Below are 13,173 nucleotides of genomic sequence, written 5' to 3'. Positions count from 1 at the left end.
GCGGTGACACTACTCGTGATGATCACCACGCGACCATCGACAAGTTATCCACAGGGGCTGTGGACAACTTAGTGGGCGCACGGGTGGATACCGGGCGCGCTGGGTGATGAGGCGGCGAGTTTTCCACAGGCAGTGGAGAATCGGTCGTCGCTCAGTACGCCAGGAAGGTGAGGCCTGCCACCGTCGACCCGGACACCGTGATGGGCAACGGGTTCGGATTGTGGACGCGGAGGCGGAACCGCACGTCACCGGCGATCCCCACCTGACCTGAGTGCGAGACCGTGAGGCCGCCCGTGGGGTCGGCGCGGTAGGTCACGCGCCACGCGTCATCCTTCACCGCGGTGCCGTCCCGCGTCATCCGTGTCCACATGATGTCCACCGGATCGTCGGGGCGCAGCCCGGACACCCGTACGAGGGCATCCCCCACGACCCAGCACGGTGCGTCGACGATCACCGAGGAGTCGTCGGCGGCGTGCACGCCGTGCCGGTCGGTGTACTCGGTGTGCCACTCGATCGACTCCGTCGCCCCGGGCGCGACGCTCTGGTCCCGGCCCGCTCCGAGACTGACGACGATGGCCGTCTCGTCCCGCCCGCCGATCCCGTACGCGCGAAGCGCCGCGGCCGTGGAGACGTTCGCCACATCGGTGTCGATCGGGTCGACGTCGTACTGGTGTAGCAACCAGTGCTTCCACGGCGCCGGAACTCGCGGCTTGCCCGCGGGACGGGACGGTTCGGCGATCCACAGGGGGTGGCCGCCGAGTCCGGCGCAGTTCCCGTCCTGGGCGAAGGACAGGAACGTGTAGACGATGGGGTCGCAGCCGACCGCCTTCGCCACTCGTGCGCACCACGTTCGCGCCCACGAGGAGACGTGCGCGGCGGACTTCCCGTCGGTCCGCTCGAGGTCCAGCACCAGGAGATCGCCGGCCTCCAGTCCCCGCGCCCGTACGGTGCTGAGGAAGAAGTCCGCCTCGGCGCTCGCGTCGTTGCCCGGGTGCGCGAAGTGGTAGGCGCCGCGGACCAGGCCGATTCGCCGCAGTTCACTCCAGTTCCGGGCGAACTTCGAATCCCGGATCGTACGGCCCTCGGTCGCCTTCGCGACGGCGAACGCCAGGCCCTTGCGCTTCCATGCGTCCCAGTCGACCGTGCCCTCATAGCTGGAGACGTCGATGCCCTTCAGCATGCTCTCCTCCGCCGGATATCGGGAGTTTGAATCAAATGCCCGGTGTGGCGCGGAACAACCGCGCCATCCAGATGATCCGCGACTCGCCGGGGGAATCGGCGCGGCCGTATCCGGGCGGTCGGCCGAGGTCGCCTTCGCGTTGCCGCGTACGGCGTGCCGGGAGAGCACGGTGGCTTGAGCGGACAGCGAGGGGGGTAAGTCATGAGTTGTTGCAGGTCGTGCGGATATGCGGGGGTGTTTCGCCGGCGGCCGCGTCTTCCTGTGCTGTCAGTGTCTGCTTCCTCCGCTGGCCGCCGCCGTCGGTTGGTCCATCGGCATCGGCCGGCCCTCGCATCCCGCGGGGAACGGATTCACGCCGAAGAGGCCGCTCCGTGACGGCGGTGATCCGCTCCCGGAGAGGAGACGCGATCGGCCATGGCGACTGTGGGAGAGGCTCGACGTCCCAGCGACATCCCGTTCGGGCGGCTACGGGCCCGGCTCGGCGGAGAACTCCTCGCCGAGTTCTTCGGCACCTTCATCCTGATCCTCTTCGGTGACGGCTCGGTCGCACTCGCCGTCGCAGGGCTTCCCGGCTCCGGCCGGCAGAACCTCGCCCTCGCTCCCTTCGGCCCCGCCAACTGGCTCATCATCATCTGGGGCTGGGCGTTCGGCGTCGCCTTCGCGGTGTACGCCGCCGGCGGGGTGAGCGGAGCGCACATCAACCCGGCGGTCACCCTGAGCTTCGCGTTGCGCCGCGGCTTCCCCTGGCGAAAGGTCGTCCCGTACTGGTTCGCGCAGGTCACCGGTGCGTTCTGCGGTGCTGCCCTCGTCTACGCGGTGTACTGGGGCGCCATCGACTGGTTCAACAGCACACACCACACCACGAGGGGTCAGTCGCTCGACACGTTTGCGATATTCGCGACCTTCCCCGCGAAATATTGGAACGGGTCCTGGGGCGGTCCGTTCGTCGACCAGATCGTCGGCACCGCGATCCTCGTCGCGCTCGTCGCAGCGTTGATCGACAACCGGAACCTCGCACCGAAAGGCAACACTTCGCCGCTGCTGATCGGGCTGGTCGTCGCGGGGATCGGGCTGACCTATGGCGTCAACGCCGGATACGCCATCAACCCGGCCCGCGATTTCGGCCCGCGCCTCTTCAGCTATGCGCTGGGGTGGGGACCGATCGCGTTGCCCGGGCGTTTCCAATGGTTCGATAACTACTGGTGGATACCGATCGCAGGCCCCCTGATCGGAGGCATCCTCGGAATCCTCTTCTACGACTTCTTCATCGGGCAGGTGCTCACCGCCCGCGCGGCGTTCCCGGTGGAGCCCGAGCCGGGACGGGTCCCCGAACCCGAGCCGGAGGAGGCCCGAGGCCGGCCAACGGAACGCACCGGTGACCGCACCTCCGAACGCCCGGCGGGAACCAGAAGGTCCCGTCATGCGCGGTAGACCCACGGCGTGCGAGATGATCGATGACGCGCTGGGGGAAGCGGCGCGGGTCATCTGGACGATTGCTAGGCTGCGAGGGCAGTGCTAGTCGAGGTTTGAAGGGGTTCCCATCGTGAAGAAGCTCATCGTTCTCGCGCTGGTCGCCCTCGGTGGATTCGCGGTTTGGCGCCGGCTTCAGCAGGACCGGGCCGAGCTGGACCTGTGGACCGAGGCGACGTCGTCCGACAGCTGAGAGATGTTTTCAACGTGCCGGCGAGGTAAAACGGGGGGCGGGCGTGGGCGACGAGTCGCGAATCACGCTCGCCTGTCTTGACCTCGCCGGTACGACGGTCACAGACGACGGGATAGGCGAGCGTGCCTTCAGCGAGGCACTGGCCACCCAGGGCATCGTCTCCGGCACCGACACCTACAACCGGGCCATGACCCGCGTGCACGCCGCACGAGGCAGGTCCAAACTCGACATCTTCCGCGAAGTCTTCGCCGACGAAGACCGCGCCCAGGCGGCCAACCACGCGTTCGAGCAGGCGTACGACTCGATCATCGACCGCGTCGGCCTTTCTCCGATACCCGGCGCCGAGATGGCGATCGACGCCCTCGCCGCGTCCGGCGTGCGCATCTGCCTGATGACCGGCTTCAGCAGCCGGACACTCGGCCACATCATCGACACCCTCGGCTGGTGGAAACGAGCCGACCTGCTCCTCTGCCCCGCCGACGCGGGCGGCCGCGGCCGCCCGTACCCCGACATGATCCTCACCGCCGCGCTGAACGTGAAGGTCGACGACGTCCGCCACATCGCCGTCTGCGGCGACACCGAGAGCGACATGCGCAGCGGCCGCCGCTCCGGCGCCTCAATCGTCGCCGGCACCCTCACCGGCGCCCACGACCGCACCCGCCTGGAGACCGCCGGCGCCACCCACGTGATCGGCAGCATCGCCGAGCTCCCCATGATCGTCGAGGGTTTCCGGGGGCCTGCCCATGACGATCCACGGCGATCACATGGCACCATGGCGAGCGGGCACTCCTCCTCCCCCGGTAGGCTGTAGGACGATCTCCAGGGGCCATAGCTCAGTTGGCAGAGCGCCTGCTTTGCAAGCAGGAAGTCCGGGGTTCGAATCCCCGTGGCTCCACCAGCGAAAACACCCCCGTCCCGATCATGGGACGGGGGTGTCGTGCAACTAACGTGCAATTAGGCCACCGGGACCAGCGCACCGGCCGGGCCATCGTCGTCATCCTCCGGCAGGTCCGCCGCGATCTGGGCGTCGAGCGCGTCAGCGATCCGGCGGTCAGCCACGGGTCGCATGCTGGTAGATCAGCGCGGCACGGTCGCTGTCCTGGCCCATCCGAGCCTTGAGGTCCGCCAGGCTCGCCCCACTCTGGGCAGCGAGGGTGTTGCGCGTGTGGCGTAGGTCGTGGAAGTGCAGGCCGGACAACCCCATCTCGGCGAGCGCCCAGTTCCAGCTTGCGGCGCGGCGGAAGCTACTGCCCCGAAGGAACCCGCCCTTGGCCCCGAGGAAGACGAACGCATCCGGGTCGTCTCCGACGTAGGCGTCCAGGTGCTCAGCCAGCGCGGGGACGATCACGGCCGGGAAACTCACGACCCGCTTGCCCGCGCGGGACTTGGGAGGCCCGAGGACCATCTGCCCGCCATCGAGTTCGATGAGCTGTTCCCGGACACGCAGGGTCCGGGCCTCAAGGTCAAGGCGACGGCGCAAGCGCCGCCGCAGGCCGCCCGCTCCGGCACGCCCTACGGGCGTGCGGCGTGGGCGCCGGTCCCTCCGGCCGCGCCGATCGGGCGGCCGAGCGGACGAAGAACCAACCGCGGATTTCCCTCCAGCATCATCTGGCCGAATCGTGCTCACGGGACGGGCGCAGGGCCGCCGGCAGACGCCACACCCTGGCCTGCTCGTCCCCGCCAGAGGGTGGATCAAGGCGTCCAGAACTGGCTGCCCGGTCGAACACCCGGCGAGACGGCGAAACCCCGATCCGTTAGAACGGACCGGGGCGAGATACCTGAGTGATGTGCGCCGATCCCGGTCAGAACGGCAATGAGAGCAGGAGGAACAACGCGACGCCCAGGGACGTCACCGCACCGAGGCCGACAAGCCCAGCGTGTTCGTCTCCCGTCTGGCCCAGGACCATGGCCAGGACGCCCATCATGATGAAGGCGCCGAATGACACGAGTCCCACCGGCAGCAGAACCCACCACGGGAGCGCCTGAACCCACCCCGCGAACGACCCGATGAGGCCGAACCCGGTGTGCGCCTTGGCCGCCAGTTCGCCGTTGCCCGTGGCGACGAGCATCGGAAGCTTCATGGTTTCTCCTCTGGTCAGATGACTCACCCTTATGGCGAGGCCATCGCTCACAACAGTCCGCGCCCGGCAGCGTCCCGCAATGACTCCAGCGGTCAGACCAGCCCAGCGGCTCCCCGGCGCCAGAGAGGATCCGTTCGAACGCCTCCGGCGGGGGCGCTCAGGCTCGGGGATGGACCCCACGCCGACACGGTGCAACGGTGGTCAGTGGTTGAGGTGGAAGCCGGGTCATCCCCTCTGCCTCCGTCCCAGGCAAAGCCCAGCAGACCAGGCCCTACGGGGTGGGACGAAGGCAGAGGGGATGACCCGGCGGGTGGGTTGGTGCGCGAGGTCGCGTCAGTCACCATGCCCCGAGCGGCATGACGTCCCATGAGAGGCGGATGATCGGCCGAGTCTCCAGCCGTAGCGGATCAAAACCACGCGCGAACCGGAGAACCAGACCCTCACGTTCTCCGTGCTTCTCGACGGTGAGACCTTCGAGCGACCGGAGCCTGCCGAGCGAGACGACATCCTCGCCACCGTCTGAGATCCTCAGGTACACCTCGCCGGATGTGGGGTCCAACGAGAAGATCACTTCACGAGCTCCGCGCCGGAGCCGGAATGAGTGAAGGCCGACAGGCCAAGTCATGTCTTCGTACTCTGGCGTCGGTTCGTCCTCGAAGAGCCAAACCAGATCCGCCAGCTCGGGCAGCTCCATGGTCGGGACGCTAGCGGTAGGAGCGATCGCGCTCCCGACGACGGTGATGGCAGCGGCGTCCAGCGCGCCAGCCGCGTGCAATTAGCGTGCAATTAGCCACGGTGATCAAGGGTCTGCAGCGGTCACTGGCGGACACATGACCGCCCAGGTCAGCGGTCGTATGGGGCAAGATCGGCATGATTTGCAAGCAGGAAGTCCGGGGTTCGAATCCCCGTGGCTCCACCAGCCAGAACGCCCCGTCTCGGCGACGCGAGACGGGGCGCGAGTGTCTAACTGGGTGACTAAGCCTCCCTCGTGCCTGCCGGGAAGATGTCGTTCATGGCGGTGGCTCCCTCCTGGATGACGGGGCGGAGCTGCTTCCGGTAGACCGTCTCCGTGACGACGGTGTTGGTCTGCCCGACCAGTTGCGAATCGAGTACGCCGTTTTAGCCTCGTTGACCCAGGTGACGCAGGAGCCTTGAGCAGGTGGCGCGCTCATACCCGGCAGTGTGTAGAGACCGGGCACGAGCGCGAAGTCGGGTTTCCGACTATCTCAGCAGGCACACCGCCCCGGCCGCGACGGCTACCGCTGCCAAGAGGAGCGCGCCCGGCTGAAGGCCGACGACGGCCACGAGTGCGCCCGCTACCGGCATGCTCAGGCTCTCCGTTGTGGATTCGGCCGTGGAGATCACACCCGAGACCCGGCCCAATTTCGCCGCGGGGGCGAGCCGCTGCAAGGTTGTGGCCGCGACCGCGTAGAACACGGTGCCGCAGACACCCCAGACGAACGCACCGAGGTAGGCAACGAGAACCCACTCCGTGCCCGTGAACAGCGCCGCCGCCAGCCCGCAGCTGACCGCTCCTGCCGTCAGGAGCCACATTGGCGACCGGGTCCCCGGTACTCGGCGGCGAATGACCGGGAGCAGCAGCCCAGTCACGACCGCTCCGATCCCGGTCGCTGCCTCGAACCGTGCGAACTGGGACGACGGCTGGTGCAGCACGTGCCGTGTGTAAAGCGGCTCGATGACCAGGAACGCCCCGGACGTGAAGATCACCCCCATCCGGGCCAACGCGATAGCGCGCAGTCCCGGCTCCCGGGCTACTGCGACCGCGCCCGCCGTGGCGGTGCGGAACCACGACAGCCCATACGCCGGACGCCTGGTGGCCATTGCCCCGGCATTCCGAGGCTCCTCCGGCAGCGGGAGAACCGGAAGCGGGATGAGGACCAGAGCGCCCACCAGGTACATGGTGGCGTCGGCGATGAACGCGATCCGGAATCCCGTGGCGGCCATGAGGACGCTGGCCGCTAGCGGCCCTGCTACCTGCCCGATCGAGGCGGTGACGCCGAGGAGGGAGTTAGCGGCGAGCAAGTCATCGGACTCGACGATTCGTGTCGGGAGCGCACTGCTCGCGGGGCTGCACAGTGACCGGGCGGCACCGCAGGCGAGTGCCATGATGTCCAGGGACGTCAGCGATCCCGAGACGGACATCCCCAGCGACGTGGCGGCGGAGCATGTGTAGCCGATGATCAGCATGGTCCGCGGGCCGAACCGGTCGGTGAGACCGCCGGTGAACGCGGTGAGTACTACCGGCGGACCCGACCAGCACAGAGCCGTGAGCGAGACGCCCGCCGGGTTGGCGCCGAAGTGGTAGGCGGCGAATCCCCACAGGACAAGGGACGCCGCCCAGCTGCAGACCCAGCCGGCCGACTGGCCGACCAGCAGGAGGGCGAAGCGCGGATCACGGAACGAAGGACGAACCGGGTGGGCCGGGATACGGCGGCCACCGGAGAAAACAGGCATAACAGAAGGCCTCCACGCGGAGCTGCGACGATTGAACGCTGCAGCCGCGGCGTCCCGCGCGCGAAGGCCCTGAAGCAACCCGTATACGCCTGCGCTCAGCCTCTCCTATGGGCTGTTGCTCCAGACTGGACGGATGGAAGAAGATCCAGGCTCAGGCGAATCGCGCGGATGACGCGGCGGCGTGGATGGCCTTGGTAATTATCGCTGTACCTCCGTGGTCGGCCCTTACGCACCGCAGTATGCGGGCGCCAGACACGCGGCGCAACTTGCGAGGCTCGCGGAGAACCGGCAAGCCGTAAGGTTTGTTTGCACGAAGGAAGTCCGGGATTCGATCCCCGTGGCTCCACCAGCCAAAACACCCCCGTCCCGATCAGGGGACGGGGGTGTCGTGCAATTAACGTGCCAACAGGCCACCGGGACCAGCGTGCCAGCCGGATCATCATCGTCATCGTCCGGCAGGCCCGCCGCGATCTGCGCGTCGAGCGCGTCAGCTGCGGCTCCGGACCGACTGCGCGGTCCCAGCGGCGGTAAATACGTTGCGAGGTTCCTGGTACGGCGGGCATCGTGGGAGCACCGAGCGGCGGCGAGCGCTGCCTGGACCTAAGGAGGGCTGACGGATGGCCATCACTGTGCTGCGGCATGTCCGCATCAGTCCCACCTCACCGTTCAGGAGCACCTCCGTTGCCTTCCGAGTACGAACGCTCTGATAGCTACTCCGACCTCGACTCCCGCTGGGCCGATTTCACCAGCGACGAGTCCCAACTAGATCCGGCCGACGCGTACGTCTTCCAGTTCCACTCGATCGACGAGGAGCTAAGGCCGGATCAGCGGTGGACCACCTGGCTGGACGTCGAGCGCGGCTCTCGCGGCCCGGAACCACGCCCCTCGTGGGTTGTGACGGAACAGGCTGCGATCGATACCGAGCTCGGCGTCCTCAAAACCGGTAAGGAAGCGGACGTCTTCCTGCTCGAACGGGCCGTCGAGGCCATCGGCGACAACCCGGCGAAGTCCTCGCTGCTGGCCGCGAAGCGGTACCGCACCGAGGAACACCGGTCCTTCCACCGCAGTACGGCGTACGTCGAAGGCCGCCGTACCCGCAACAGCCGGGACAGCCGGGCGATGGCGAAGAAGACCGCGCACGGGCGCAGTGTCGCGGCCGGCCAGTGGGCGTACGCCGAATGGGATGCCCTCAACCGGCTCTGGAAGGCCGGCGTTCCGGTGCCGTACCCCGTGCAGGTGGACGGGACCGAGCTGCTGATGGAGTTCATCGATGACGGCGAGGGCGGTGCCGCGCCGCGGCTCGCCCAGGTCCGGCCGCCGAAGGAACTGCTAGGTCAGTACTTCGAGCTGCTCCGCGGCGGGATGCGTGAGCTGGCCCGCGCCGGGCTGGCGCACGGCGACCTGTCGCCGTACAACGTCCTCGCCCAGGGGGAGCGGATCGTGATGATCGACCTCCCGCAGGTGGTCGACATCGTCGGCAACCCCAAGGGTATGGACTTCCTGATGCGCGACTGCCACAACATGGCCACCTGGTTCACCAACCGCGGCCTGGAGGTCGATGAGCAGGAACTGTTCGCCGATCTGCTCTCGATGGTGTTCTAGCTGGGGCTATCGGCCATCCAGGTCGGCTAGGAAATGGGAGCGGTGGGGATAACCTCTGGCCATGCCGAGCCAGCGGCCATGTGGGGCGTACCCGGCATGATTTGCGCAGAAAGTCCGGGGTTCGAATCCCCGTGGCTCCACCGGCGAACGCCCCGTCTCAGCGGCGCGAGACGGGGCGTGAGTGTCCAACCGGGTGACTTCCGCGTTTCTGGTCTAAGTCTCGGTGTTCTCGGATTCGGTCGGCTGCAACATGCGGTTGAGGAACTCCTCGACGGCGGCCTCGGCAGTGGTCTGGGCGGCTGCTACGTCGTCGGCCAGGGCGATGACCAATGCCATCTCGTTGCCGGCGGCCAGCAGGATGTGCGCGAACGGTTCGACAAGCTGAGCCGGCACGCGACCGGCATCGGCGGCCTCCTGTAGGACGGTCTTGAGCATGCCCAGGCCGTACTGCTCTTCGATGGCGCGCCAGCGACGCCAGCCCAGCACGGTCGGTGCGTCGATCAGCAGTATTCGGCGCACGACCGCGTCGCCGGCGAGCCGGATCCAAGCCAGCTCAGCGGCCTTGAGCAGGCCGTGAGCCTCAGTCGCCCCGCTCGCCGTGGCGGCGGCAAGCGTGGCTTCACCGACTCGCGTATGGACCGCCTCCACTACCGCCTCGAACAGGCGCTCCTTGCCCGGGAAGTGGTGATACAGCGATCCGCGACTCACCCCGGCCCGCTCTAGGACGGCCTCGATCGAAGTGCCTTCATAGCCGCGGTCGGCGAACAACTCCGTGGCCACCTCGATCAGGTGCTGCCGCGTCGCCTGCCCGCGGTCAACGCGTCGATCCATGCGCATGCTCCCGTTGACAAACCGATAGTCGGTTTATAGCTTCTAGACCGTCAGTCGGTTTCTTGATGTTACCGACGTTCACTCTACGATCACGGAGGCAGCCGATGTTCCTGCCCGGGTTCGACGACAACCGCCACACCGTTCGCACCCGATCCGGGGAGGTGAGCTATGTCGAGATCGGTACCGGTCCGGCGGCACTGTTCGTGCACGGGGTGGCGACCAACGCCTACCTGTGGCACAACCTGATCCCCCTGCTCGCCGACACGCGGCGCTGCATCGCCATCGATCTCCCGCTGCACGGCCAGAGCCCAGCCGCGCCTGAACACCAACTCACCGTCGGTGCGTTCGCCGACACCCTCGCGGACGTCTGCGCGCGCCTGCGTCTCGACCAGGTCGACCTGGTCGCCCAGGACACCGGTGGCGCGATCGCTCAGGTGCTCGCCGCCCGCCATCCCGAACTGATCCGCACGCTGACCCTGACCAACTGCGAGACGCATGACAACATCCCGCCGGCCGGGTTGGCCGCCACCGTCGAGGCGGCCCGCGCCGGCCAACTCGCTGCGGCGGCTCCGGGTATCCTCAGCGACCCCGCCGCCGCCCGGGCGATCTTCGCAAGCGGCTACCAGGACCAGCAGTTCCTGAGCGCCGAGTTGGTCGACGCGTTCCTCGAACCGGTCATGGGCACCCCGGCGACCGCCGCGCGCTTCCAGGAACTGATCGCCAGGCTCGGACCGGACGACCTGCTCGCCGCCGAGCCGGCTCTGCGTGCACTGCGCGCCCCGACACTGATCGTCTGGGCAACCGACGACGAGTTCTTCGACATGAAGTGGGCGCACTGGCTGCACGACACCATCCCCGGCGCGCGTGACCTGGTCGAGATCGCCGGGGGGAAGCTCTTCTTCCCGCATGAGCGCGCGGCCGAACTCGCCCCGCACATCCGTCGCCACTGGGATACCACCGACCAGAGCTGACCGCGGAAAACCACCTTCTCTGGGGTACGCGCGTGGATATCGCGCAACTCAACGAGGTGAGCGAGGACTTCGCCGCCGAACGTTGCCCGATGCGGCACTCGAGCAGCTGAGAGGGCGCCCTCGCGCGCTCCCCGGAGGAGACCGACGGCAGACGGGATGCAGCCCGGGCCATCAGCCTCGGCGATCAGGCGTCACCGGCGATCACATGGCGGAGCAGGTCAGCGCCGGGGGCGGCCAGGATTCGCACGCTTCCCCAGGATCTGTTTTCGTCACAAGTCTCAGGTCGATATGGGCCTCAAAGCACGCAGAATTCGTTTCCTTCAGGGTCGGCCATCAGCATGTGGTCGGGCTTACCCTGCAGCTGATATTCGCGTATCACGGTTGCACCGGCGGCGGTCAATCGATCGACCGCCTCGAGCACGCGCGGCCATCGCACCTCCCACGGCGTGGCGCGACCTCCGCCGACCTGAACATCCAGGTGCACTCGGTTCTTCACCACCTTCGGCTCCGGCACCTGCAGGAATGACAGTCTGGGGCCCACACCGTCCGGGTCGGACAGGGATGCGCCCTGATCCCGCTCCTCCTCCGGAACGCCGCAGTGCGTGAACCATTCCTCCCAGCTTCCGAATCCGACCGGTGGCGGCGCCTGCACATATCCCAAGGCCAGCGCCCAGAACTCCGCCAACTTCGCCGGCCGCGCACAGTCGATCGTCAGACTCCACTCGATCGCCATGGATCCTCCTCGTCGAGATGCGCGGACCATACCGCGCACATCTGACAAGGGCCGCCGCTGTACGTACCGCGAAAAAGCCGGGTCAGTGCGCCGTTGTCCGTCGATCTCCGCTTCGCCGGCCGCCGGCAACGTAACGTTGGCTATGGCGTCATAGCGATGGATAAAGGCTCATTGTTCTCGCCACATGAACTGGGTCAGGAGCCGCGAGACGTCATGGGCCAGCCGTAGCGCAGCGAGCCCGGTCTCGGGCCGAACCATGACACCGGCAGGGACCCATGCCTCCTGCCCGCACAGCACGATCTCAACGAGGTCGGTATCCGGCGACTCCTCAAGCCAGTACCACGTTCGGTCGTGCAGCAGCGAAACGGTACTGAACTCATCGTGGACCGAAACGATCAGCACATCCTCGCCACCGCTGCCGTACGCGAACACGGGTTCATGATCCGGAACGTACAAGCTGGGCAACTCATCGATCTCAACAACGCGCGATGCCGCATACGGCTGATATGTCTCAATCTCGTACGGCACGGGCCGATGATAGAAGCCCCCCGGCAACACCTAACGCCCGATCAGCTCAACGACGGTGTACTGGCCATGCCGGCCGGCCGGGCGGGTCACGTCGGCCGATGACCGCGCTGTACCGGTCTCCGTGCTCGTAATTACTGATGAAGCTCCCCGCGATCACGTTGCGGTAGCCGGCCCGCCAGAAGTTGCGGACGAGCGCGGCGACGTTCTGGCCGTGCGATGAGCGTGCGATCAGGCTGGATCGGCGACGGCCGGTGCTGTCGCTTCGATCGCCTGCTTCATCTCGACCGCGCCGCGTTCGATCCGAATCCGGATCTCGGCCGCGAGCGCGTGCGGCAGCACGTCGGTGGTCCAGATCAGCCGGCCTGCCCGGTCGCCCTCGGCGCGGACTTCGAATGAGGCGTGGTGGTGCTCGGTTGCCGGACGCGCGCCTTCGACGACGGAGTACGCCAGGCGGCGGGCGTCGTCGTCGATGGCGACGATCAGCTCGCGGATCACGTGCCCGTCCGGGAAGGTGAGGAACCGCTGATCACCTTCGAGCCGAGTGTCGGCCACCCTGCCGGGCAGGAGGCGCTTGTGCACCGCGCCGACGTCCCGCAGCACGTCCCAGATGTGCTCAGGCGCGGCGTCGATCACGATCTCGTGGCGGATGGAAACCATGACGCCGAGTTCCTTCCGAAGGGGAAATGTCGCGATCAACCTAGTGCGAACCAAGGTCGGGGCACGAAAGATCGTCAATCGCTCCTGGCATGCGCGGACCATGCCGAAGATCCGCGCCCGCCGGACAGCTCACCGGCCGCATGTGTTGAATGGGCAGATGCCCGCCATAGCCGTACGACTTGCCGGGATCACGTCCGTCTTCTACGACCGCTTCGTCATCGGCACGCGTTCCGACTGCGATCTGGTCCTCTATGACGAGGACGCCAGCCCGGTGCACGCCTTGGTCGTTCCTGACGAGACCGGCTGGCGGGTCGAGGACATGGGCTCCCTGAGGGGTGTCCGCGTCAACGGCCGACTGCAAGGGACCGTCCGGCTGGAAAAGGGCGACCGCGTACGCCTCGGAGATACGACGCTCATCATGGTCCCGATCTGATGCGGCATGGGGACGACCA

Annotated in this window: 15 protein-coding genes and 1 tRNA gene; 7 read left to right on the top strand and 9 right to left on the bottom strand. The window is 67.3% G+C overall.

Going from position 1 to position 13,173, the window contains the following annotated elements; all coding sequences use genetic code 11:
• Positions 1-151 precede the first annotated feature (151 nt).
• Positions 152-1,180 (bottom strand): GH25 family lysozyme, encoded by a 1,029-nt coding sequence (locus AB0I04_RS11070; protein ID WP_360882078.1) that lies wholly within the window; start codon positions 1,178-1,180, stop codon positions 152-154.
• A 414-nt stretch (positions 1,181-1,594) separates the two neighbouring features.
• On the opposite strand from AB0I04_RS11070, the gene AB0I04_RS11065 reads away from it, so the two are divergent.
• The 4 genes from AB0I04_RS11065 to AB0I04_RS11050 all read left to right on the top strand — a co-directional run bounded on the left by AB0I04_RS11065 (position 1,595) and on the right by AB0I04_RS11050 (position 3,741).
• Positions 1,595-2,611: an MIP/aquaporin family protein gene (locus tag AB0I04_RS11065; RefSeq protein ID WP_360882076.1), complete on the top strand. Its 1,017-nt coding sequence runs from the start codon at positions 1,595-1,597 to the stop codon at positions 2,609-2,611.
• Positions 2,612-2,723: 112 nt separating this feature from the next.
• Positions 2,724-2,843 carry a DLW-39 family protein gene (locus AB0I04_RS11060; protein ID WP_252785262.1) on the top strand — a complete coding sequence of 40 codons (120 nt, stop codon included), beginning with the start codon at positions 2,724-2,726 and terminating at the stop codon, positions 2,841-2,843.
• 43 nt (positions 2,844-2,886) lie between these two features.
• Complete coding sequence (locus AB0I04_RS11055) at positions 2,887-3,654, top strand: HAD family hydrolase (protein ID WP_360882073.1); 768 nt, start codon at positions 2,887-2,889, stop codon at positions 3,652-3,654.
• 11 nt (positions 3,655-3,665) lie between these two features.
• Positions 3,666-3,741 (top strand) — tRNA-Ala (locus AB0I04_RS11050).
• Between the two features lie 153 nt (positions 3,742-3,894).
• On the opposite strand, the gene AB0I04_RS11045 is transcribed toward AB0I04_RS11050, so the two are convergent.
• From AB0I04_RS11045 to AB0I04_RS11030, 4 genes are all read right to left on the bottom strand, one after another.
• Positions 3,895-4,323 carry a tyrosine-type recombinase/integrase gene (locus AB0I04_RS11045; protein ID WP_360882071.1) on the bottom strand — a complete coding sequence of 143 codons (429 nt, stop codon included), beginning with the start codon at positions 4,321-4,323 and terminating at the stop codon, positions 3,895-3,897.
• Positions 4,324-4,645: 322 nt separating this feature from the next.
• Complete coding sequence (locus tag AB0I04_RS11040) at positions 4,646-4,924, bottom strand: hypothetical protein (RefSeq protein WP_360882069.1); 279 nt, start codon at positions 4,922-4,924, stop codon at positions 4,646-4,648.
• 337 nt (positions 4,925-5,261) lie between these two features.
• Complete coding sequence (locus AB0I04_RS11035) at positions 5,262-5,618, bottom strand: hypothetical protein (RefSeq protein WP_360882067.1); 357 nt, start codon at positions 5,616-5,618, stop codon at positions 5,262-5,264.
• A 527-nt stretch (positions 5,619-6,145) separates the two neighbouring features.
• Positions 6,146-7,399: an MFS transporter gene (locus AB0I04_RS11030; RefSeq protein ID WP_360882065.1), complete on the bottom strand. Its 1,254-nt coding sequence runs from the start codon at positions 7,397-7,399 to the stop codon at positions 6,146-6,148.
• Positions 7,400-8,080: 681 nt separating this feature from the next.
• On the opposite strand from AB0I04_RS11030, the gene AB0I04_RS11025 reads away from it, so the two are divergent.
• Positions 8,081-9,001, top strand: coding sequence for an RIO1 family regulatory kinase/ATPase (locus tag AB0I04_RS11025; RefSeq protein ID WP_360882063.1), 921 nt, complete (start codon positions 8,081-8,083; stop codon positions 8,999-9,001).
• Positions 9,002-9,214: 213 nt separating this feature from the next.
• Here the strand turns inward: AB0I04_RS11025 and AB0I04_RS11020 are convergent, their stop codons facing one another.
• A complete protein-coding gene (locus AB0I04_RS11020) occupies positions 9,215-9,832 on the bottom strand; it encodes a TetR/AcrR family transcriptional regulator (RefSeq protein ID WP_360882061.1) in 618 nt (205 codons plus the stop codon).
• Between the two features lie 104 nt (positions 9,833-9,936).
• Here AB0I04_RS11020 and AB0I04_RS11015 point away from each other — a divergent pair, with 104 nt between their 5' ends.
• Entirely contained in the window at positions 9,937-10,803 is an 867-nt protein-coding gene (locus tag AB0I04_RS11015; protein ID WP_360882059.1) for an alpha/beta hydrolase, read from the top strand.
• A 295-nt stretch (positions 10,804-11,098) separates the two neighbouring features.
• Here the strand turns inward: AB0I04_RS11015 and AB0I04_RS11010 are convergent, their stop codons facing one another.
• The 3 genes from AB0I04_RS11010 to AB0I04_RS11000 form a co-directional block, all read right to left on the bottom strand.
• Complete coding sequence (locus AB0I04_RS11010) at positions 11,099-11,536, bottom strand: VOC family protein (protein ID WP_360882057.1); 438 nt, start codon at positions 11,534-11,536, stop codon at positions 11,099-11,101.
• A gap of 168 nt (positions 11,537-11,704) precedes the next feature.
• Positions 11,705-12,064 (bottom strand): hypothetical protein, encoded by a 360-nt coding sequence (locus AB0I04_RS11005; RefSeq protein WP_360882055.1) that lies wholly within the window; start codon positions 12,062-12,064, stop codon positions 11,705-11,707.
• Between the two features lie 228 nt (positions 12,065-12,292).
• Positions 12,293-12,721 (bottom strand): SRPBCC family protein, encoded by a 429-nt coding sequence (locus tag AB0I04_RS11000; protein WP_360882053.1) that lies wholly within the window; start codon positions 12,719-12,721, stop codon positions 12,293-12,295.
• 157 nt (positions 12,722-12,878) lie between these two features.
• Here AB0I04_RS11000 and AB0I04_RS10995 point away from each other — a divergent pair, with 157 nt between their 5' ends.
• A complete protein-coding gene (locus tag AB0I04_RS10995) occupies positions 12,879-13,154 on the top strand; it encodes an FHA domain-containing protein (protein ID WP_360882051.1) in 276 nt (91 codons plus the stop codon).
• Positions 13,155-13,173: the final 19 nt, after the last annotated feature.

This window comes from Actinoallomurus sp. NPDC050550 (assembly GCF_040655075.1).
In the GTDB taxonomy this organism is placed as follows: domain Bacteria; phylum Actinomycetota; class Actinomycetes; order Streptosporangiales; family Streptosporangiaceae; genus Actinoallomurus.
This window is presented reverse-complemented; position numbering and strand designations above follow the sequence as displayed.

What these genes read in the sequence shown, in the direction of transcription:
- AB0I04_RS11035 (WP_360882067.1), bottom strand. Translation starts at nt 5,618, where the DNA reads ATGGAGCTGCCCGAGCTGGCGGATCTGGTTTGGCTCTTCGAGGACGAA.
- AB0I04_RS11020 (WP_360882061.1), bottom strand. Translation starts at nt 9,832, where the DNA reads ATGGATCGACGCGTTGACCGCGGGCAGGCGACGCGGCAGCACCTGATC.
- AB0I04_RS11040 (WP_360882069.1), bottom strand. Translation starts at nt 4,924, where the DNA reads ATGAAGCTTCCGATGCTCGTCGCCACGGGCAACGGCGAACTGGCGGCC.
- AB0I04_RS11070 (WP_360882078.1), bottom strand. Translation starts at nt 1,180, where the DNA reads ATGCTGAAGGGCATCGACGTCTCCAGCTATGAGGGCACGGTCGACTGG.
- AB0I04_RS11030 (WP_360882065.1), bottom strand. Translation starts at nt 7,399, where the DNA reads ATGCCTGTTTTCTCCGGTGGCCGCCGTATCCCGGCCCACCCGGTTCGT.
- AB0I04_RS11010 (WP_360882057.1), bottom strand. Translation starts at nt 11,536, where the DNA reads ATGGCGATCGAGTGGAGTCTGACGATCGACTGTGCGCGGCCGGCGAAG.
- AB0I04_RS10995 (WP_360882051.1), top strand. Translation starts at nt 12,879, where the DNA reads ATGCCCGCCATAGCCGTACGACTTGCCGGGATCACGTCCGTCTTCTAC.
- AB0I04_RS11000 (WP_360882053.1), bottom strand. Translation starts at nt 12,721, where the DNA reads ATGGTTTCCATCCGCCACGAGATCGTGATCGACGCCGCGCCTGAGCAC.
- AB0I04_RS11015 (WP_360882059.1), top strand. Translation starts at nt 9,937, where the DNA reads ATGTTCCTGCCCGGGTTCGACGACAACCGCCACACCGTTCGCACCCGA.
- AB0I04_RS11065 (WP_360882076.1), top strand. Translation starts at nt 1,595, where the DNA reads ATGGCGACTGTGGGAGAGGCTCGACGTCCCAGCGACATCCCGTTCGGG.